Genomic DNA, 19,603 nt, shown 5'->3' on the forward strand with positions numbered 1-19,603 from the left:
AGGATTCCATTGACCACACCGAATCAGTCGAACGACGATCGGAACCAGACCAACGGCGTCACCGAGCGGATTGCCTCGTCTCCGATCCAGCCGCGGCCCATCCCACGTCAGGGCGGTCCGGCCGAAGGTGCGGCAGCGCCGGAATCCGGTGCCGCCGGCGGCGAGTCGTTCGACCAGTCGACCGTGCGGATGAGCAACGAGCCCACCCCGCCCGCAGGCAACGGGAAGGGCAAGTCGCCCTACCAGGACGGTTGGGCGCAGCTGCCGCAGCGCGAGCCGCAGTCGAACCTGTACCGGCCCGGTGAGTCGCCGAGCCAGGGTCGTCCGTCCTCGGGTGCCGCGCCCGCCGCGCCGGCCTCGTCCGGCGGGCTGAAGGGCAGCGGCGCGTCCAACGCCCGCACCACCGCCGACCTGGCGGCCAAGGCGGCCCGCAAGGAAGCGGCGATGGTGAAGTCCGTCGGTATCGACGGCCCGACCCGCAGCATCGCCCGCCCCGAGCTGGTCAAGGACATGCCGGACCTGTCCGAGGTGCGGCACCCGACACCGGACGGCCAGGCCGCGCCGGTGGCGCCGCCCGGTCTGCCGATGGCGCACATCCCGCCGCAGCCGGGGCCGAGCGCTCGGGCCGCCGCCGCGTCCACCGGGGCGGTCTCGCCCGCGGTGCCGGTGGCCATCGCGGCCGCCGCGTCGGGCGAGCCGCTACGCGCGACGGTGCAGATCCGCCGGATCGATCCGTGGTCGACCCTCAAGATCACCCTGGTGATCAGCGTCGCGCTGTTCTTCGTGTGGATGCTGGCGGTCGGCCTGCTCTACATCGTGCTGGCCGGTATGGGCGTGTGGGACAACCTGGACAACTCGCTGGGCGAGATGCTGAACCAGGAGGGCAGCTCGTCGAGCCTGATCGATGCGGGCACGGTCTTCGGCTATGCCGGTGTGATCGGTCTCATCAATGTGGTGCTGTTCACCGCGCTGGCCACGGTCGGCGTGTTCATCTACAACCAGTGCTGCGATCTGGTCGGTGGCATCCAGGTGACCCTGGCCGATCCGGACTAGGAATCGGTTCTGCCACGACGGCCGGTCAGCCCCGGGAAAAGGGGCTTGACCGGCCGTTTTGGTTATCGGCAGGCCGGTAGGGTAACCTCTTTTTTCGTTGCGGTGCACTGCTGAAGCGGGGCGATCGGAACGAGTACGGGCCTATAGCTCAGGCGGTTAGAGCGCTTCGCTGATAACGAAGAGGTCGGAGGTTCAAGTCCTCCTAGGCCCACTCCCGAACATCACAGTAGGGTGGGAATCATGAAGATTGTCCTCACGGTCGGTGTTGTGATCGCGGTTCTCATCGGTATCACCAAATTCCGCAAGCGCGACGACGCTGACCTCTGGCGTGAGGTCACCACCCGCTGATTCGGGTTGCCAACTGGTTCCGCGAGCCAGCAAGGGGCCTTAGCTCAATTGGCAGAGCACTGCCTTTGCAAGGCAGGGGTTAGGGGTTCGATTCCCCTAGGCTCCACTTCTGTGAATTCCTCGGTATTCGATTTTCTGCTCACCGCAGCTCCCGTCGAGTCGGACTCGACCGATATCGCCGCGCTCGCGGCAGTACAGCGCGCCCGCAGCGCCACTTTCCCGAATTCGGTCGATCGCGCCGCCGTCGCCGGATTCGACAGTGCCGGAACAGGTCCGGCGTTTCTCGGTGGATATCAAGAGGCATTGCGCGCGCTGCTGCCGACGCTCGGCGACACCGAACTCACCTCCATGTGCGCGACCGAGGCGAACGGCGCACGCCCCTCGGCGATGACCACCACCGTCTCAGCCGAGGGTTTCGTCAGCGGCACCAAGTCTTTCGCGACGCTCGGCGAATTCGCGACCCGTTTCCTGGTGATCGCGCGCGCGGGCGAACAGGCCGATGGTCGCGCCGACCTGCGCGCGGTCCTGGTGCCCGCCGGCGCGGGCACCGTGGTGACGCCGCTGCCGTCGCTGCCGTTCGCCCCCGAAGTACCGCACGCCACCGTCACCTTCGACGCGGCGCCCGGTGACCTGCTGCCCGGCGACGGCTACGCCGACTACCTCAAGCCGTTCCGCACCGTCGAGGATCTGCACGTGGTCGCCGCTGTGCTCGGACAGCTCCTGCGGGTGGCCCGCCAAGCTTCCTGGCCCGCGGAGGCCGTAGAACAGCTGCTGGCCCTGTTTGCGGGCGTGCGTGGACTCGGCGCGGAGGATCCGGGCTCGCCGGGCGTGCACATCGCGCTGGGCGGCGTCTTCGAGCGGCTCACCCGCCTGCGCGCCGAACTCGCCCCGCTGTGGGCGAGCGTCGAACCCGGGACCAGACAGCGGTGGGAGCGCGACGAACCGCTGCTCGGTGTGGCGGGCAAGGTCAGGGCACTGCGGCTGGCGACGGCCTGGCGCGCGGTGGCCGAGGACGTCACCGGGTGAACTTGCCCAGCCCGTTCTCGTTGAAATAGTCGAGGGTGAGCGTCCCGTTGTCGAAGATCGCCGAGGACACGGTGCCCGGCGGGGCGTTCTCGCCGCTGAGGTCGAAGGCGAAGGTGTCGCCGTCCCAGTGCCGCAGCGGGTATCGGCGCTGTGCGGGTCCGAGGGTGAGCACCAGGCCGCCCTCCGCCTCGGAGATGTCGGCGGCGCCCCAGTACTCGTTGGCGTAGCTGCCGGTGTAGTCCCGCAGGGGCTTGGCGGGTGCGGGATTCGCCGGCGGCTGCTTGCCCGCGAGATCGCCCTCCGGGTCCATGATCGGGGCGATGACGGCCTCGTACAGGCTGCGCCAGTCCTCCTTGATCTCGCCGTACTGGACCAGATCGGCGAACTCGGCGGTCAGCGCTTCCGGCGCGCCGATGGGGGAGGCGTTGGTGAGCGCGACGATGGCGACGTCGGCCGACGGGATGGCCAGGAAGTTCGTGGCGGCGCCGAGTGCGAACGCGCCCGAATGACTGAACGAGGTGCGGCCGGTGGACGAGGTCGACGAGTTGAAGCCGAAGCCGTAGAAGCCCGCTCGTGACTCGGGGGTGGAAGCGGGCCCGGAGATCACCTGCGGGGTGATCGCGGGCAGCAGCGCCTCGGGCGGTGCGATGGTCGTTCCGTAGGCGGTACCGCCGCCGAGCACCATCGCCAGCCAGCGCGCCATGTCGTTCACCGACGAGCTCACCCCGCCCGCGGGGGACTGCGGATCGGGGTCGCGAACGTACCGCGCGACCCAGTTGCCGTCGACGTTCACGTGCCCGAGCGCCCGGTTCGGCCTGGCCTCGAAATCGGCGAAGCGCGAGCTGGTCGACGTCATCCCCAGCGGGCCGTACAGGCTGTCGGCGCTGAGCCGGTCCCACGGGGTGCCCGCCGCGGCCGCCACCGCCTCCGCGCCCGCGGTCAGGCCGAAGTTGGTGTAGGCGTAGGTGATCCGGAACGGATCGAGGGGCTCGAGGCGGAGTTTGCCGAGAATCTCCTCCCGGTTGTAGCCGAGGTCTTCGAGCCGGTCGCCCGCGTGGTCGGGCAGGCCGCTGCGGTGCGCGAACAGGTCGCCGACGGTCAGCTGGGCCGTGGTGGCCGGATCCGCGAGGGCGAACGAGGGGAGCTTCGAGACGACCGGTGTCTCCCAGTCGACGGTGCCCTTGCCGACCTGGCTCGCGACCACCGTCGCCGCCACCGACTTCGAGACCGAGGCCAGCTGGAAGACGGTATCGGCGTCGATCTTGTCCTGGCCGCCCGCCTGCCGGACACCGAAGCCCTTCGCGTAGACGGTCTTTCCCCCGTGCACCACGGCCACGGCCATGCCGGGGATGTGTGTGCTGTCCATCAGCGACTGCGCCAGCTCGTCGAGCTTGCCCACGGCCTTGTCGACGGCGTCGTCGGCGATGGGGATCGCGGCTACCTGATTCGGGGGGAGCGCGGGGGTGCTGGTCGCGGCGGAATTCTCGTCGTCGTCGGCGGATCCGCCACAGCCGACGACAACTGCCATGGAGACGACCAGCGCCGCGATCGCGCCTTTGCGATGCACCATGGGCAGACGATAGTCCCGGTTGCGGGCCGATCGCGGGAACGTGGCTGGACTGTGACGGACGGACCGCCGGGGCATACGCACCCGGCGGCGCGAACAGCGACCTTGCCGGAAAATGGGGAGCGGGCCTCGGCGAAGGGGGGGAGTTAGCCGAGGCCCGCGTAGGGTCGGCCCGGGGGGGGAGGGGCCGACGTGAACGATCCTACGCGATACGAGCCGGATTCGTGTACGCGCAACGACCCAGTTTCCAAGATTTTTCGGCGAGCCTGCCCGGAACCGGTTGTCAGCGTGGGTTCCGAAGATCGCAGATCCGCAGGTCGCACGCGTGATCGACGCGGAAATTCGAGCGTAAATCACTGGTACGCAACGATTTACGAAGAAGTTGTGACGATCGTGTGGTGACCGGTCGCCGGGTGTTGCCCCGGAGATTGCGGGCTTGTGGCCGGACCGGTCACCGGAAAATCGGTCCGATTCGCCGCGTGTCGCAGGAAATCGGCATGTCGAACAAACGTGTACATCGGGACGCGAAACGTGGCAAAAGGGGATGCGACTTGTCGGTGGGTCCCGCAATACTGGGCCGAAGGAAGCGTTCGAACTTCGACATCAGGAGCATCATGCCCGACGCAATCGTCGCCGAGGGTCTGGTCAAACGGTATGGGCAGCTCACCGCTCTGGACGGGCTCGACCTGTCCGTGCCCGAAGGCACCGTCACCGCACTTCTCGGCCCCAATGGCGCGGGAAAGACCACGACTGTCCGCGTTCTCACCACTCTGTTGATCCCCGACGAGGGGCGGGCCACCGTCGCCGGGATCGACGTACTGAACAATCCCCAGGCGCTGCGTTCCCGGATCGGCACGTCCGGGCAGTACGCGGCCGTCGACGAGTACCTCACCGGGTTCGAGAACCTGGAGATGGTCGGCAGGCTCTACCACCTCGGCGTGCAGCGCAGTAAGGAACGCGCGCGCGAGCTGCTCGAGCGCTTCCGGCTCACCGACGCCGCCGACCGGCCGGTGAAGGGCTACTCCGGCGGTATGCGCAGGCGCCTCGACCTGGCAGGCGCGCTGGTCGCCAATCCGCCGGTGCTGTTCCTCGACGAGCCGACCACGGGCCTGGACCCGCGCGCCCGGCTCGACCTGTGGGACGTCATCGAGGAACTCGTCGCGGGTGGCACCACCCTGCTGCTCACCACCCAGTACATGGACGAGGCCGACCGGCTCGCCGACGCGATCGCCGTGATCGACCACGGCAAGGTGATCGCCCGCGGCACCGCCGACGAACTCAAGGCCATGGTCGGTGGCGACCGCATCGAACTCACCGTCGCCACCCCCGATCAGCTCGCCCCCGCCCAGCAGGTGCTGACCGGACTGGCCGACGGCGAGATCCACCTCGAGCCGGGGCTGCGCCGGATCACCGTCCCCGTGGCAGACGGCTCCCAGGACCTGGTCACCGCGATCGGCCGGCTCACCGAGCACAAGGTGCAGATCAACGACGTCGCGCTACGCAGGCCCTCGCTCGACGACGTGTTCCTGACACTCACCGGGCACGAGGCCGAGGAACTGGTCGCGGGCGACGCCCAGGTCGCCAAGGAAGGGCAGAACCGATGAGCACGCTGGTCAAAGTGCAGGCTCCCAGCCTCGGCGAACGGCTGTCGATGGTGGTCACCGACAGCATCACCATCGCCAAGCGCAATGTCATCAAGATCAAGCGCGTCCCCGACGTGCTGATCTTCACGACGCTGTCGCCGATCATGTTCGTGCTGCTGTTCGCCTACGTGTTCGGTTCGGCGATCACGGTCGAGGGCGTGACGGGCGGCTATCGCGAATTCCTGATCGCCGGCATCTTCGCGCAGACCGTGGTCTTCGGCGCCACGTTCACCGGCGCGGGCCTGGCCGAGGACATGCAGAAGGGCATCATCGACCGGTTCCGCTCGCTGCCGATGGCACCGTCGGCGGTGCTGGTCGGCCGCACGATCAGCGACGTGGTGATCAATGTCGTGAGTCTGGTCGTCATGTCGCTGACCGGTCTGGTCGTCGGCTGGCGGATTCGCGGGTCGTTCCTGGACGCGGTGCTGGCCTACGCGCTGATGCTGCTGTTCGCCTACGCGCTGTCCTGGATGATGGCGGTGGTGGGGCTGCTCGTGCGCGCGCCGGAGGTGTTCAACAACGCCAGCTTCATGGTGATCTTCCCGCTGACGTTCCTGTCGAACGCGTTCGTGCCGCTGGAGGGTATGCCGGGTCCGCTGCAAGTGTTCGCCGAGTGGAATCCGGTCTCGGCGCTCACCCAGGCCGTGCGCAACCTGTTCGGCAATACGAACCCGCTGGCTCCGCCCTCCGACGCGCTGCCGATGCAGTACCCGGTGGCCACGACACTGATCTGGATCGTGGTGATCCTGGTCGTGTTCGTGCCGCTGGCTCAGGTGCAATACAAGAAGTCGGTGAGCCGCTGACGGCTCGGTTCGCGCCGGCCTCCGGTCAGGAGGTCGGCGCCGAACCGTTGCGCGAGTAGCCCAGGCGCGGCGGTTCGGCCGCGGGCTCGGGGAGTTGCGGACGCTTGCTGCGGGCCAGGAATGCCAGGGCGCCTGCCCCGGCGATCGCGAGGGACGCGATGAGCGGGTTACGAAGCTTCATGCGACCACTGTGGCACAGCTGCCCGGGTTCCCGCCGCCCCCGTGGCACCATGATCGCGTGACCTCACCCCACCAGACCGCCGTGGCGACACTGCACACCAATCACGGCGACATCAAGATCGCGCTTTTCGGTAATCACGCGCCGAAGACGGTGCGCAACTTCGTCGGTCTCGCCGACGGCAGCGCGCCCTACACCACCGTGAACGCCGGTGGCACGGAAGCCGGTCCGTTCTACGACGGCGCCGTCTTCCACCGGGTGATCCCTGGCTTCATGATCCAGGGCGGCGACCCGACCGGGACCGGCCGCGGCGGGCCCGGTTTCGAGTTCGGTGACGAGTTCCACCCGGAACTGCGCTTCGATCGCGGCTACCTGCTCGCGATGGCCAACGCCGGGCCGGGCACCAACGGCTCGCAGTTCTTCATCACCGTCGGCCCGCAGCCGCACCTGAACCGCAAGCACACGATCTTCGGTGAGGTGGTCGATCCGGACTCGCGCAAGGTGGTCGACGCGATCGCCTCGGTGAAGACCGATCGCAACGATCGCCCGGACGAGCCGGTCGTGATCACGTCGGTGAGCATCGGCTGATCGAGCGGTACACAGCAGAACTCCCCGCCGCGCCGATGCGCGACGGGGAGTTCTCTGCTTCACGTGAAACCGTGCGCCTCAGTCGGCCACCGCGGCGAAGCCGTTGACGACCAGCGCGTCGTACACGTCGTGGGGATTGGTGCCCAGATCCCAGCGGCCGAAGATCAGCAGGCGCTCGGCGTCGCCGTGCCGGACGTCGATCTCGAGCATCGCCGACTTCCGCCCGAGGCGGCGGTAGTCGACCATCCGGATGCGGTCGATGCGGTCGAGCGGGTAGGTCTTCGGGCCGGTCAGTGTGCCCACCACCAGACGCGGCGCCGGGCCGGGGACCATCGTCAGCCGGGGGCGCTGGCGGAATCCGAGGACGGCCATGCCGATGACCGCGAGCGCGGCCAGGCCGACGAGCAGCCTGCTCGGCCCGTCCTGGGCCAGGATGGCGGCCACGACGAGGATCAGGCCGCCGCCCGAGACGGCGAGCAGTCCCGACGTGGGAGTTGTCCACGAGGTGCCGTCGGCGGATTCCACAGCGTTCACGCGGCGTCGTCCCCCATTGCTCCTCGAGTTGTCCACAGCTTCATCCACAGGTGTGCATGAATAACACCGGTGTAATCCGGTGCGCGATGCCTGCTCAGCGCCATCGCATGGTCATGATCAGACCCACGACCATCAGGCCGAATCCGATCAGGAAGTTCCAGGCGTTGAGATCGTTCATCCAGCCGATGTGCTCGGCGGCCAGGTAGTAGACCAGCAGCCAGACCAGGCCTGCCAGCATGAAACCCAGCATGATCGCGACGTACCAAGCCGGCGACGGGCCCGCCTTCACCTTCACCGGGGTGCGGCTGGCAGGGCTCGGGGTGTAGTCGGCCTTCTTACGGACCTTGGACTTGGGCATGACGTCCTCGAATTCGACAGTACTGGTAGTCCCTAGGCTATCCCACCAGGTAATGAATGCGACGACCTACAGGGTCGGCACGTACTCTCGACGCATGCGTGTATTGGTCGTCGACAACTACGACAGCTTCGTGTTCAACCTGGTGCAGTACCTCGGCCAGCTTGGTGCCGAGGCCGTGGTGTGGCGCAACGACGACCAGCGCCTGACCGACCTGGACACCCTGCTCACCCGCGGCGACGCGGGCGGGACCTTCGACGGCGTGCTGGTGAGTCCCGGCCCCGGCAGCCCCGACCGCGCGGGCGCGAGTATCCCGCTGGTGCACGCGGCCGCGCGGCACGCGACACCGCTGCTCGGCGTGTGCCTCGGCCACCAGGCCATCGGCGAGGCGTTCGGCGGCACCGTCGACCGCGCGCCGGAGCTGCTGCACGGCAAGACCAGCGAGGTCTACCACATCGGCGCGGGCGTGCTGGCCGGCCTGCCCGACCCCTTCACCGCGACGCGGTATCACTCGCTCACGGTGCTCCCCGAGACCATGCCCGCGGAGCTGGAGGTCGTCGGCCACACCGAGAGCGGCATCGTGATGGCGATGCGCCACCGCACCCTGCCGATCCACGGCGTGCAGTTCCATCCCGAGTCGGTCCTCACCCAGGGTGGGCACCGGATGCTGGCCAACTGGCTCGAGGTCTGTGGACAACGCCCGGCCGAGGCCCTGGTGTCCGCGCTCGAAGCGGAGGTCGCCGCGCTGGTGACCCAGTGAGGCCGTATGTCCTGCTGTCGGTGGCGACGAGCCTGGACGGCTACATCGACGACGCGAGCGCCGAGCGCCTGCTGCTGTCCAACAGCGCCGACTTCGACCGGGTCGACCAGGTCCGCGCCGAATCCGACGCGATCCTGATCGGCGCGCGGACCCTGCGGGCCGACAATCCGCGGTTGCTGGTCAACAGCGCGATGCGTCGGGCCGACCGGGTGACCGCGGGCAAACCGGAGTATCCGCTCAAGGTCGCCGTCAGCGGATCCGGCGACCTCGATCCGGAGCTGCGGTTCTGGCACACCGGTGGGGACAAGGTGGTCTACACGACCCACGCGGGCGCCACCCGGCTGGGTGAGCGCCTGGCCGGCCTGGCCGACGTGGTGGCGCTGGGCGCCGAACTCGCGCTGCCCGCCCTGCTCGACGATCTCGGCGCGCGCGGAATCCACCGGCTCATGGTCGAAGGCGGCATGGGGATCCATACCGGGTTCCTCGCCGCCGATCTGGTCGACGAGATCCGGCTGGCGATCGCCCCGATCCTGGTCGGCGACCCGGGCGCGCCGCGTTTCGTCGGCCCGGCCCGGTTCCCCGGCGGCGCGCAACGCCGGATGCGGCTGGCGGGTGTGGAACAACTTGGGGATGTCGCTGTGCTGAAGTACCTGGTCGGCGCAGGTGACGACCCCGTTCGCTAACCGGTCCTGTGGTCGAAATCATGGCGCCGACCTGGGAAAATGTCACTGTCCACAGCTTGTCCGGCGAAACGCTGCACACCTGAACATGACCGAATCCACATCGTGCGACAGTTGTGGATAACTCCCGACCAGCAGGGGAACGCGATGAGCGCAGGCAATGCCGAGAACACCGACCATCGATTCATGCACAGGGCGATCGAGCTCGCGCGCAATTGCCCGCCCAGCGCGACGGCCTATTCGGTGGGGGCGGTCATCGTCGCCGACGGTGTGGAGATCTCGACGGGCTGGTCCAGGGAGACCGACGAGAAGGTGCACGCCGAGGAGTCGGCGCTGAACAAGCTCGACCCCGACGACCCGCGGCTGACCAGGGCGACGATCTACAGCACGCTCGAACCGTGCTCGACCCGCGCCACCGCGAGCCGGCTGCCGTGTACCGACCGCATCCTGGCCGCCGGTATCCCGACCGTCGTCATCGCCTGGCGTGAGCCGAGCCTGTTCGTCGCCGCCTGCGAGGGTGTGGACAAACTGCGCAGGCACGGCGTGCGGGTGGTGGAGCTGACCGACCTGGCCGCCGAGGCCATGTCGATGAACACCCACCTCGATCTGAGCTGAGGGTCAGGGCCGCCCGTAGATGGCGGTCACGAACTCGCCGAGCTGATTGTCGTCGAGGTGCCGGGCCAGATCGGCCTCGCTGATCATGCCGACCAGCCGCTTGTTCTCGATCACCGGCATCCGCTTGACCCGGTGACCTTCCATCTGGTCGAGCACGTCCTCCACGTCGGCGTCGGCGTCGACCCAGCGCGGGGTGGCTTCGCACAGTTCGGCCGCGGTCGTGGTCTCCGGGGACAGACCGAGCGCGATGCACTTCACCACGATGTCGCGGTCGGTGATGATGCCGCACATGCGCTCGTCGTCGTCGGCGACGACCAGCGATCCGACACCGAGATCGGCCATCGCGGTCGCGGCGGTCGCCACGGTGTCACCGCGGGTGATCCACTGCGCGCCGGGCTTCATGATGTCCCTGGCCGTGGTCATAGGGGCTACCTCCTCGTTCAGCGGTGCTGGGTGGGATGGAGCAGCCCCATTCTGCGCCCGCCGCGCCGCGATACGAGTTTTCTCCATCCGATCGAGACCTCCGCACCCCCGCATACCGACAACGCGAACAGCGGCGGCGACCATTCGAGATGGTCGCCGCCGCCGTTCGCGTAGAGATATCGACTCAGTCGATCACAACCGCGTAATAGAACCACCAGCCGTCGCGGCCTTCCATCTGGAAGCAGCTCGTCGTCGGGTTCTTGCCATTGGAGTTCAACTGCTCGGCGGCGCGCTGACATGCGGACGACGACGGCCAGGGACCCGCGAGGCTGTCGTAGGGCGTCGTTTCAGCGAGCGCCATCCCGGCGCCACCGAGAACGGTGGCCGCTGTGAGTACGGTGCCCACGACAAATTTCTTGATCATTCATTCCCCCCAGAATTCAGTTCGGAAAATCGAACAGTGCCAGCCTACTGTCTCCAATAGCGTTGAGCAACAAGGATTTTCCGTGACTGATTTCGGGGGGCACTGCATCAGCGTGGCAAGGGGGACGCTCCGACCTGGACCAGGATGTTGGAGTTCATCGTGACGCTGGCGCCGGCGCTGGGACTTTGTCCGAGGATCTTGCCCGAGGCGCTGCCGTCCAGGGTGATGACTGTCGTCTGGCTGAGCTGACCGGTCCACCCTGCCGCGCGCAACTGTTCCTGAGCCTGCACCGGGGTGAGTCCGGACAGATCGGGGACGTTGATCTTGTCACCCGCGGAGACCTGCACAGTGACGATCGACCCCTTGTCCGCGGTACTGCCACCGGCCGGGCTCGTGGACAGCACTTCGCCCTTGGGCTTGCTGGACTTGACCTCCTGGACGACCACGTTGAACCCCGCGCTCGCCGCGAGATTGGGCTGCGCGACGGAGATGTCCTGGCCGACGACGAAGGGCACCGGAACCTGCTCGGGGCCCTTGCCGATGGTGACGACCACGGTCTGATCCACATCGACCCGCGAACCGGCCGATGGCTCTTGCCCGATCACTTTGTCGACCTCGGCGGTACTCGACTCCTTGCGCTGGACGTTCGGGTCGAGCCGTAGTCCCATCGAGTTCAGCTTCTGCTCGGCCTCGCTCTGGGTCAATCCGACCAGGCGTGGCAGCTGCACCTGCGACGGACCGGTCGACACCTGAAGCGTGACGGTGCTGCCCTCGTCGATGCGCGAACCGCCGAGCGGCTGGGTCGCGATGACGTTGCCGGGGGTCACCTTGCCGTCGGGTTTCTGCTGCACGGCCACGCTGAAACCGGCCTGCTGCAAGGCGGTCTGGGCCTGCTGGGAGGGCTGGCCGGAGACGTCCGGCACGGCGACCTGGTCGGGCTGGCTGCCCGGGCCGACCAGCACCCAGAACAGGCCGAAGGCGACTGCCAGCGCGGCGGCCACGCCGAGGGCGATGAGTCCGGTGCGGTTGCGGCCCTCGTCGGGTGGCGCGATGGCGGCCTGCTCGGAGGTGTCGTCGCGGCGGTCACGGAACGTGCGCGGGGCGGGCTCGTCGTCGTAATCCATGATGGTGGTGCGGTCTTCGTCGCTCATCACCATCGGCGCGCTCGGCTTCTGCCCGCCCAGTACCCGGATCAGGTCGGCGCGCATCTCCGCGGCCGTCTGGTACCGGTTGGCCGGGTTCTTGGCCATCGCCTTGAGGATCACCGAGTCGAGTTCGCGCGGCACGCCGGGATTGATCGACGACGGCAGCGGCGGATCCTCTTTGACGTGCTGGTACGCGACCGCGACCGGCGAGTCGCCGGTGAACGGCGGCTGACCGGTGAGGATCTCGAACAGCACACAGCCCACCGAGTACACATCGGAGCGGGCGTCGACGGTCTCGCCGCGCGCCTGCTCCGGCGAGAGGTACTGGGCGGTGCCGATCACCGCGGCGGTCTGGGTCATCGGGTTGGAGCTGTCGGCGATCGCGCGGGCGATACCGAAGTCCATCACCTTCACCGCACCGGCGCGGTTGATCATGATGTTGGCCGGCTTCATGTCGCGGTGCACGATGCCGGCCTTGTGGCTGAAATCGAGCGCGGCGCACACGTCGGCCACGACTTCCATCGCCTTGCGCGGCGCCAGCGGGCCCTTGCCGCGCACGATGTCGCGCAGGGTGTCGCCCTCGACGTACTCCATGACGATGTAGGGCAGCGGGCCGCCGTCGACGGTGGCCTCGCCGGTGTCGTACACGGCGACGATGGCCGGGTGGTTCAGCGCGGCCGCGTTCTGCGCCTCACGCTTGAACCGCAGGTAGAACGTGGGATCGCGAGCCAGGTCGGCCCGCAGCACCTTGATCGCGACGTCGCGTGAGAGGCGCACGTCGCGGGCCTTGTGCACCTCCGACATGCCGCCGAACCCGATGATCTCGCCCAGCTCGTACCGAGAGGAGAGATTCTTCGGGGTCGTCATGGTTGTCCTTGTGGCGCGGTGTCGTCGACGGTGATGTTCGGGCCGAGCGCGTTCGGGGCGTCCGGGAACGGCAGGTCGAGCGTGGGCAGCCGGGGACGTCCGTTGACCGTGGTGGTGCCGCCCGCCGTGGTGGAGGCCGGCGGCTTGGTGGTCTTGGTCGTCGACGGCGGCTTCGTGGTGGTCGTCGGCGGGACGGTCGTCGTGGTCGGCGGTTCCGTCGTGGTCGTCGGCGCCTCGGTGGTCGTCGTCGGACGCGGCGGCGGGGTCGTCGTCGGTTCCTCGGTGGGCGGCACGATCGGCGGCGGGAACGTCTTGCTCGTCACCGGCGGGGGCAGCGGATTGGTGGTCTGCACCGTGGTGGTCGTGGTGGTGGAACCACGATTGGGCTCACCGCCGAACAGCAGCCACAGCACGCCGCCGCCGAGCAGCAGCGCGCCGATACCCAGGGCGATCAGCCACTTCTGGTTGTTCCTGGCATTGCTGCCCGCCGCGACGGCCGCGGGGGCGGCGGCCTGGGTGGCCGGACCGGAATAGCCGCCGCCGGGGGTGATCGGCTGCGGTGCCTGGTTGCCGAAACGCATGGTCGCGCCGTCGTAGTCGGCGCCGGCGGCGGCCGGGATGACCATCGTCGGGCCGGGCGGCAGCACCCGGGTCGCGCCGGTGAGCGAGGGCGCCGCGCCCGCGGGCGGGGGCGGCATGTGCCCGGCGCGCACCGCGGCGACCGCGTCGGCGAACTCGCCGCCGCTGCTGTAGCGCTGCGACGGGTCCTTGGCCATCGTGATCGCGATCAGCTCGTGCACGTTCGGCGGCAGATCGGCGGGCATCGGCGGCGGTGCGTCGCGGACGTGCTTCATCGCGACGGTGATGGCGCCGTCGCCGGTGAACGGGCGCACGCCTGCCAGCGCCTCGTAGCCGACGATGCCGAGCGAGTACACGTCGCTGGCCGCGGTGGCGTCCTCGCCGACGGCCTGTTCGGGCGCGATGTACTGGGCGGTGCCCATCACCATGCCGGTCTTGGTCACCGGCGAGGCGTCGACCGCCTTGGCGATGCCGAAGTCGGTGATCTTCACCTGGCCGGTAGGCGTGACCAGGATGTTTCCCGGCTTCACGTCGCGGTGCACCACGCCGGCGGCATGGGCGACCTCGAGTGCGCGGCCGGTCTGCTCGAGCATGTCCAGACCCTGGACGACCGAGAGCCTGCCCATCCGGTTCAGCACGGCGTTGAGCGGCTCGCCTTGGACGAGCTCCATCACCAGGTAGGCGGTCTCGCCGCCCTGCGGGTCGGTGGTCTCGCCGTAGTCGTAGATGCCCGCGATCCCGGAGTGGTTGAGCTGCGCGGTGGTGCGCGCCTCGGTCCGGAACCGCTGACGGAAGGTCGGGTCGGCGGAGAACTCGGTCTTGAGGACCTTGACCGCGACCCGGCGGTCGAGCCGGGTGTCCATCGCTTCCCACACCTGACCCATACCGCCGGTGGCGATGAGCCGCTGTAGGCGATAGCGGTCGGCGATCATGGCGCCGTTGTTCAGCATCGGGGCCCCCGTGTTGTCACTCGCACACTCATTTCGTTCAGCCCCCTGCCAGGCCGGCGTCCAATACCGACCTGGCGATCGGAGCGGCCACCGACCCACCGGTTGCCGCCAATGCCCGGTCTCCACCGTTCTCCACGATCACCGCGATGGCGATCTCCGGCTTCTGCGCGGGCGCGAACGCCATATACCACGCATGCGGCGGGGTGTTACGGGGATTGCTGCCGTGTTCGGCCGTGCCGGTCTTGGACGCGATCTGGTACGGCGTCCGCCCGCCACCCGCGGTGTTGCTCTCCGAGGCGACCATCAGATTCGTCAGGGTCGACGCTACCTGGGGGCTCACGGCTTGTCCGACCGAGACCGGCTTGGTCTTGCTCAACTCGGACAGGTCGGGCGCCTGGGTCTGGTCCACCAGGTACGGCTGCATCCGGGTACCGCCGTTGGCGATGGTCGCCGCGACCACCGCGATGTCGAGCGGGGTGACCGCCACATCGCGCTGACCGATGCTCGACTGGCCGAGCGCGGCGTTGTCGGAGATCGGACCCACGGTCGACTCGGCGACCGGGATCGGCACACCGCGGTGCGGACCGATGCCGAACGCGGCGGCCTCGTCCTTGAGCGCGCTCGCGCCCACCTTCACCCCGAGCTCGACGAACGCGGTGTTGCAGGAGCGGCGGAACGCCTCGTACAGGCTGGCCGTCGGCCCGTCGCCGCAGGTGCTGCCGTTGTAGTTCTCCAGCGTGGTGCTGGTTCCGGGCAGGGTGATGTTGGGCGCGGCGGTGAACTGGTCGTCGGGACCGGCGACGCCGTTGGAGAGCGCGGCGGCGGTGACGATCGTCTTGAACGTGGAGCCGGGCGGATAGGTCTGCGAGACGGCGCGATTGAGCATCGGCTGGGCGGGATCGGTGCTGAGCCGCTCCCAGGCCGCCCGGCCCGCCGCGCCGTCGTGGCCCGACAGCTCGTTCGGGTCGTAGCTGGGCGTCGAGACCATCGTCAGGATCTTGCCGGTGCTCGGCTCGATCGCGACCACGGCGCCGGTGTAGCCCTTGGAGGTCATCTGCTCGTAGGCGACCTGCTGCATCATCGGGTTCAGCGTGGTCAGCACGTTGGCACCGCGCGGGTCGCGGCCGGAGAACATGTCGATGAGCCGACGGCCGAACAGGCTCGAGTCGTTGCCCGACAGCAGCGGGTCCTCGGCCAGCTCGAGGCCGGTCTTGCCGTACTGCATCGAGTAGAAACCGGTGACCGGCGCGAACGCGGGCGGGGTGCTCGGGTACTGGCGCAGGTACTTGTACCGGTCGTCGGTGGCGACCGAGCTCGCGAGCACGGTGCCGCCCGCGGAGATCTGGCCGCGCTGGCGCGAGTACTCGTCGAGCAGCACCCGGGAGTTGCGCGGGTCGCTGCGCAGATCGTCGGCCTTGACCACCTGCAGGTAGGTCGCGTTCACCAGCAGCGCGACCACCATCACCATGACGGCGACGGCGACGCGACGTAGTGGAGTGTTCATTCGCTCGCCCTGCCTTCCGACCTGCGGAACATCTCGGTCGGCGCCTCGGCGATGGGCGCCGGGCCGCGCTTGCGCACCGGAGCGGGCGCGCGGGCGGCATCGGAGATCTTGATCAGCAGTCCGAGCAGCGCGTAGTTCGCCAGCAGCGACGAACCGCCGTAGGAGATGAACGGCGTGGTCAGACCGGTGAGCGGGATCAGCTTGGTGACGCCGCCGACGACCACGAACACCTGGATGGCGATGGTGAACGACAGCCCGGCCGCGAGCAGCTTGCCGAAGCTGTCGCGCACGGCCAGCGCGGTCCGCAGCCCACGCACGATGAAGATCAGGAACAGCATCAGCACCGCGGTGAGCCCGATCAGGCCGAGCTCCTCGCCGATGGTGGTGACGACGAAGTCGGTCTTGGCGAAGGGCACCTGGTTGGGGCGGCCGCTGCCGAGACCGGTGCCCGCCAGCCCGCCGGTCGCGAAACCGAACAGCGACTGCGAGATCTGGTAGCCGGTGTTGTGGTAGTCGTCGAACGGGTGCAGCCAGGTGTCCACGCGCACCCGCACGTGCCCGAACAGCTGGTAGGCGAACACGAAGCCCAGTGCGAGCAGGCCGCCGCCGATGATCAGCCAGCCCACCCGCTCGGTGGCGATATAGATCATCACCAGCACCGTGCCGAAGATCAGCAGCGAGGTGCCGAGGTCCTTCTCCAGCACCAGCACGCCGATGCAGACGATCCAGACGATCAGCACCGGGCCCATGTCGCGCGGGCGCGGGAACTCCATGCCGAGGAAGTGCTTGCCCGCCGCGGTGAACAGATCACGCTTGGCCACCAGCACTCCGGCGAAGAAGACGATCAGCAGGATCTTCGCGAATTCGCCCGGCTGCACACTGAATCCGGGCAGCTTGATCCAGATCTTGGCGCCGTTGACCTCGGAGAACCGGCTCGGCAGCAGCGCGGGGATCGCCAGCGCGACCAGGCCGACCAGGCCGAGGGTGTAGGTGTAGCGCGCGAGCGTGCGGTAGTCGCGCAGCACGATGAGCAGGGTGATGAACACGACGATCCCCAGGCCGGTCCACATGATCTGCTGGTTGGCGTCGGGGGAGGGGATCGGGCTCGAGTCGTAGGCCGCCTTCTGCGCGTCGGCCAGGTCGAGGCGGTGGATCAACACCAGGCCGAGCCCGTTGAGCAGCGCGATGATCGGCAGCAGCAGCGGATCGGCGAACGGCGCGAACCGGCGCACCGCCAGATGCGCGATCCCGAACAGCGCGAGAAAGGCCAGACCGTACTTGGCGATGTCCCAGGTGATCGACTGTTCCTGGCTCGCCTCGACGATGAACAACGACACCGTCGTGATTCCCGCCGCCCCCGCCAGCAGCAGCAACTCCTGGTTGCGCCGTGTCGACGGGGGTGGTGCTGGCGCGAATCCGCCAGGGGGGCTGGGGAAAGCCCCAGCCGACGGCGGTGCCGGTGCGGACATCAGTCCGTCACCCGGCAGTTCTCCCCTGAGATCTGCGGAGTTGTCGTCGTGGTCGTGGTCGGCGGAGCGGGTGTCGGGGTGGTGGTCGGCGTGGCGGGCTGATCCGGACCGGGCGTCGGCGCGCCACCGGGGATGACCGGCGGCTGCTCGGTGGGCAGCACGCCGGGCTGCGGCACCGATTCCTTCTTCGGGCAGGGCGGCAGCAGTTCCTTCTGCGCCAGCACCTTCATGCTGTCGCGCGCCTTGTCCAGCGAGTCCGGCGGCAGGCCCTTCTGGACCTGATCACGGCCGGTCTGCTTGAGATCGCTGACCATCAGCTTCTTGCAGCCGCTCGGCGCGGACTTGCCCGCCTCGACGAGGGTCAGCTCGCCCTTGCTGTTGACGCAGCCGGTGAGCTCCACATCGTGGATGGAGTAGCCGAGGATCGACCCGGGCAGGCCGCGCATCACGACCACCTGATCGTTGTCGGCGCCCACGTAGTAGTTGCTGCGAATCATCTTGTAGCCGACCACGAGTCCCACCGCGACGGCCGCGATCAGCGCCACCGAGAGCAGCAGCCAGCGCAGCCGGTGCGACTTGGGTTCCGGCGGCGGCGGCGCGGCGGCGGCCCGACGCGGCTGCGCGCGCGGCGGGCGCATCGCGGCGGCGCGGCCCGCCGCGGTGTTCGGCGGCGGGGTGTCTTCCTCCTCCTCGGTGGAGGCGGCGCCGGCGACGATGGGATGGCTCTGGCCGTAGTCGAGATCGATGACGTCGGCGACGACCACGGTGACGTTGTCGGGTCCACCGCTGCGCAGCGCCAGCTCGATGAGCCGGTCGGCGCACTCGTCGGTGTTGCCCTCGCGCATGGTGTTGCCGATGGTCTCGTCGCTCACCACGTCCGAAAGACCGTCGGAGCACAGCAGATAGCGGTCACCGGCGCGGGCCTCGCGCATGATCAGCGTCGGCTCGATCTCGTTGCCGGTGAGGGCACGCATGATCAGCGAACGCTGCGGATGGGTGTGCGCCTGCTCCGGCGTGATCCGGCCCTCGTCGACCAGCGACTGCACGAACGTGTCGTCGCGGGTGATCTGGGCGAGCTCGCCGTCGCGCAGCAGATAGGCGCGAGAGTCGCCGATGTGCACCATGCCGAGCTTGCCGCCGGCGAACAGGATGGCGGTGAGAGTGGTGCCCATGCCGTCGAGTTCGGGTTCGGCCTCGACGTGATCGGCGATCGCGGCGTTGCCGGAGCGGGTCGCCCGGTCGAGCTTGCCGAGGATGTCCTGGCCCGGCTCGTCGTCGTCCAGATGCGCCAGCGCGGCGATCATCAACTGGGAGGCGACTTCTCCGGCGGCGTGGCCGCCCATACCGTCGGCGAGGGCCAGCAGGCGTGCGCCCGCGTAGACCGAATCCTCGTTGTTGCCCCGGACGAGTCCGCGGTCGCTTCGCGCCGTATAGCGCAGAACAAGTGTCACGATCGCAGCTCGATCACAGTTTTGCCGACCCGGACCGGAGTGCCGAGCGGAACACGGACAGCGGTGGTGACTTTCGCGCGGTCGAGATATGTGCCGTTGGTGGAACCGAGGTCTTCCACGTACCAGTCGTCACCACGCTGAGACAGTCGCGCGTGCCTGGTCGAGGCGTAGTCGTCGGTGAGTACCAGCGTCGAATCGTCGGCGCGGCCGATGAGGACCGGCTGCGTGCCGAGGGTGATTCGAGTGCCGGCGAGTGAACCATGAGTCACCACTAGATACTTGGCGCCCTTCTGGCCTCGGCTGAAGGAAGGCAGACCGAGGGAGCCGCGCGATCCGCGGGTGGCCCTCGGCTGTATCCGGATGCCGGATGCCGCGTAGATATCGCTGCGCAAGGTCCGCAGAACGGCCCAGACGAACAACCAGAGCAGCAGCAGGAACCCCGCGCGGGTCAATTGCAGGATCAATCCCTGCACGGCGTTCCACCTCCTGTTCGCCCGGGTACGTCGGTACGGCAGGTGCGGGGCGAACTACCCCCACCAGCGTGCTGGCTTGCGGGCCCCGAGGTCGGGGCCGTGCGTGTGATGGCAGCATCATAGGGCCGACAGCGTCGACTCGTGACCTGCACCGCGCAGCTTACGGGA

General features: G+C 68.5%; 21 protein-coding genes and 2 tRNA genes. 11 read left to right on the top strand and 12 right to left on the bottom strand.

All coding sequences use genetic code 11. The annotated features are described in order from the left end of the window. Positions 1-9 precede the first annotated feature (9 nt). The 5 genes from EL493_RS03795 (at position 10) to EL493_RS03810 (ending at position 2,427) form a co-directional block, all read left to right on the top strand. Positions 10-1,053 (top strand): DUF3566 domain-containing protein, encoded by a 1,044-nt coding sequence (locus EL493_RS03795; protein WP_019050131.1) that lies wholly within the window; start codon positions 10-12, stop codon positions 1,051-1,053. Positions 1,054-1,190: 137 nt separating this feature from the next. Further along, positions 1,191-1,264 (top strand) — tRNA-Ile (locus EL493_RS03800). A gap of 29 nt (positions 1,265-1,293) precedes the next feature. Next, positions 1,294-1,401, top strand: coding sequence for a DLW-39 family protein (locus EL493_RS32890; RefSeq protein ID WP_211359241.1), 108 nt, complete (start codon positions 1,294-1,296; stop codon positions 1,399-1,401). Positions 1,402-1,434: 33 nt separating this feature from the next. Next, positions 1,435-1,507 (top strand) — tRNA-Ala (locus EL493_RS03805). Between the two features lie 5 nt (positions 1,508-1,512). Next, the gene (locus EL493_RS03810) at positions 1,513-2,427 is read left to right on the top strand and encodes an acyl-CoA dehydrogenase family protein (protein ID WP_019050133.1); all 915 of its coding nucleotides are present in this window, start codon (positions 1,513-1,515) and stop codon (positions 2,425-2,427) included. Here the strand turns inward: EL493_RS03810 and EL493_RS03815 are convergent. Then, positions 2,417-3,997 (bottom strand): serine hydrolase, encoded by a 1,581-nt coding sequence (locus EL493_RS03815; RefSeq protein ID WP_019050134.1) that lies wholly within the window; start codon positions 3,995-3,997, stop codon positions 2,417-2,419. The two genes, EL493_RS03810 and EL493_RS03815, sit on opposite strands and share 11 nt — an antisense overlap. Before the next feature lie 611 nt (positions 3,998-4,608). Here EL493_RS03815 and EL493_RS03820 point away from each other — a divergent pair. Then, entirely contained in the window at positions 4,609-5,598 is a 990-nt protein-coding gene (locus EL493_RS03820) for a daunorubicin resistance protein DrrA family ABC transporter ATP-binding protein (RefSeq protein WP_019050135.1), read from the top strand. Then, positions 5,595-6,440, top strand: a complete 846-nt coding sequence (locus tag EL493_RS03825; protein WP_019050136.1) for an ABC transporter permease — start codon at positions 5,595-5,597, stop codon at positions 6,438-6,440. The genes EL493_RS03820 and EL493_RS03825 overlap by 4 nt, the downstream gene beginning before the upstream one ends. A gap of 25 nt (positions 6,441-6,465) precedes the next feature. Here the strand turns inward: EL493_RS03825 and EL493_RS03830 are convergent, their stop codons facing one another. After that, positions 6,466-6,621, bottom strand: coding sequence for a hypothetical protein (locus tag EL493_RS03830; protein ID WP_019050137.1), 156 nt, complete (start codon positions 6,619-6,621; stop codon positions 6,466-6,468). A gap of 57 nt (positions 6,622-6,678) precedes the next feature. Between EL493_RS03830 and EL493_RS03835 the strand changes: the two genes are divergently transcribed. Further along, the gene (locus tag EL493_RS03835; protein WP_022566604.1) at positions 6,679-7,206 is read left to right on the top strand and encodes a peptidylprolyl isomerase; all 528 of its coding nucleotides are present in this window, start codon (positions 6,679-6,681) and stop codon (positions 7,204-7,206) included. 78 nt (positions 7,207-7,284) lie between these two features. Here the strand turns inward: EL493_RS03835 and EL493_RS03840 are convergent, their stop codons facing one another. Together EL493_RS03840 and crgA are read right to left on the bottom strand one after the other, a co-directional pair. Beyond that, positions 7,285-7,731 (bottom strand): PH domain-containing protein, encoded by a 447-nt coding sequence (locus EL493_RS03840; RefSeq protein WP_019050139.1) that lies wholly within the window; start codon positions 7,729-7,731, stop codon positions 7,285-7,287. Between the two features lie 103 nt (positions 7,732-7,834). Continuing rightward, positions 7,835-8,098, bottom strand: coding sequence for a cell division protein CrgA (gene crgA, locus EL493_RS03845; RefSeq protein WP_019050140.1), 264 nt, complete (start codon positions 8,096-8,098; stop codon positions 7,835-7,837). Between the two features lie 94 nt (positions 8,099-8,192). On the opposite strand from crgA, the gene EL493_RS03850 reads away from it, so the two are divergent. From EL493_RS03850 to EL493_RS03860, 3 genes are all read left to right on the top strand, one after another. After that, a complete protein-coding gene (locus EL493_RS03850) occupies positions 8,193-8,855 on the top strand; it encodes an aminodeoxychorismate/anthranilate synthase component II (protein WP_030201672.1) in 663 nt (220 codons plus the stop codon). Continuing rightward, complete coding sequence (locus EL493_RS03855; protein ID WP_019050142.1) at positions 8,852-9,538, top strand: RibD family protein; 687 nt, start codon at positions 8,852-8,854, stop codon at positions 9,536-9,538. The genes EL493_RS03850 and EL493_RS03855 overlap by 4 nt, the downstream gene beginning before the upstream one ends. A gap of 144 nt (positions 9,539-9,682) precedes the next feature. Next, a complete protein-coding gene (locus tag EL493_RS03860; protein ID WP_019050143.1) occupies positions 9,683-10,150 on the top strand; it encodes a deaminase in 468 nt (155 codons plus the stop codon). Positions 10,151-10,153: 3 nt separating this feature from the next. On the opposite strand, the gene EL493_RS03865 is transcribed toward EL493_RS03860, so the two are convergent. From EL493_RS03865 to EL493_RS03900, 8 genes are all read right to left on the bottom strand, one after another. Further along, on the bottom strand, positions 10,154-10,573 hold the full coding sequence (locus tag EL493_RS03865) for a CBS domain-containing protein (RefSeq protein ID WP_019050144.1): 420 nt from the start codon (positions 10,571-10,573) through the stop codon (positions 10,154-10,156). A 184-nt stretch (positions 10,574-10,757) separates the two neighbouring features. Beyond that, positions 10,758-10,997, bottom strand: a complete 240-nt coding sequence (locus tag EL493_RS03870; protein ID WP_019050145.1) for a hypothetical protein — start codon at positions 10,995-10,997, stop codon at positions 10,758-10,760. A gap of 107 nt (positions 10,998-11,104) precedes the next feature. Continuing rightward, positions 11,105-13,009: a Stk1 family PASTA domain-containing Ser/Thr kinase gene (pknB, locus tag EL493_RS03875; protein ID WP_019050146.1), complete on the bottom strand. Its 1,905-nt coding sequence runs from the start codon at positions 13,007-13,009 to the stop codon at positions 11,105-11,107. Then, positions 13,006-14,538: a serine/threonine-protein kinase gene (locus EL493_RS03880; protein WP_019050147.1), complete on the bottom strand. Its 1,533-nt coding sequence runs from the start codon at positions 14,536-14,538 to the stop codon at positions 13,006-13,008. The genes pknB and EL493_RS03880 overlap by 4 nt, the downstream gene beginning before the upstream one ends. A 37-nt stretch (positions 14,539-14,575) precedes the next feature. After that, a complete protein-coding gene (locus EL493_RS03885) occupies positions 14,576-16,042 on the bottom strand; it encodes a peptidoglycan D,D-transpeptidase FtsI family protein (protein ID WP_019050148.1) in 1,467 nt (488 codons plus the stop codon). Then, complete coding sequence (locus tag EL493_RS03890; RefSeq protein ID WP_030201676.1) at positions 16,039-17,511, bottom strand: FtsW/RodA/SpoVE family cell cycle protein; 1,473 nt, start codon at positions 17,509-17,511, stop codon at positions 16,039-16,041. Before EL493_RS03890 ends, EL493_RS03885 begins: the two co-directional genes overlap by 4 nt. Next, a complete protein-coding gene (locus EL493_RS03895) occupies positions 17,511-18,962 on the bottom strand; it encodes a protein phosphatase 2C domain-containing protein (protein WP_030201679.1) in 1,452 nt (483 codons plus the stop codon). Before EL493_RS03895 ends, EL493_RS03890 begins: the two co-directional genes overlap by 1 nt. After that, positions 18,959-19,435: an FHA domain-containing protein FhaB/FipA gene (locus EL493_RS03900; RefSeq protein WP_019044286.1), complete on the bottom strand. Its 477-nt coding sequence runs from the start codon at positions 19,433-19,435 to the stop codon at positions 18,959-18,961. The genes EL493_RS03895 and EL493_RS03900 overlap by 4 nt, the downstream gene beginning before the upstream one ends. Positions 19,436-19,603 lie beyond the last annotated feature (168 nt).

It is taken from the genome of Nocardia asteroides (assembly GCF_900637185.1).
GTDB lineage: Bacteria > Actinomycetota > Actinomycetes > Mycobacteriales > Mycobacteriaceae > Nocardia > Nocardia asteroides.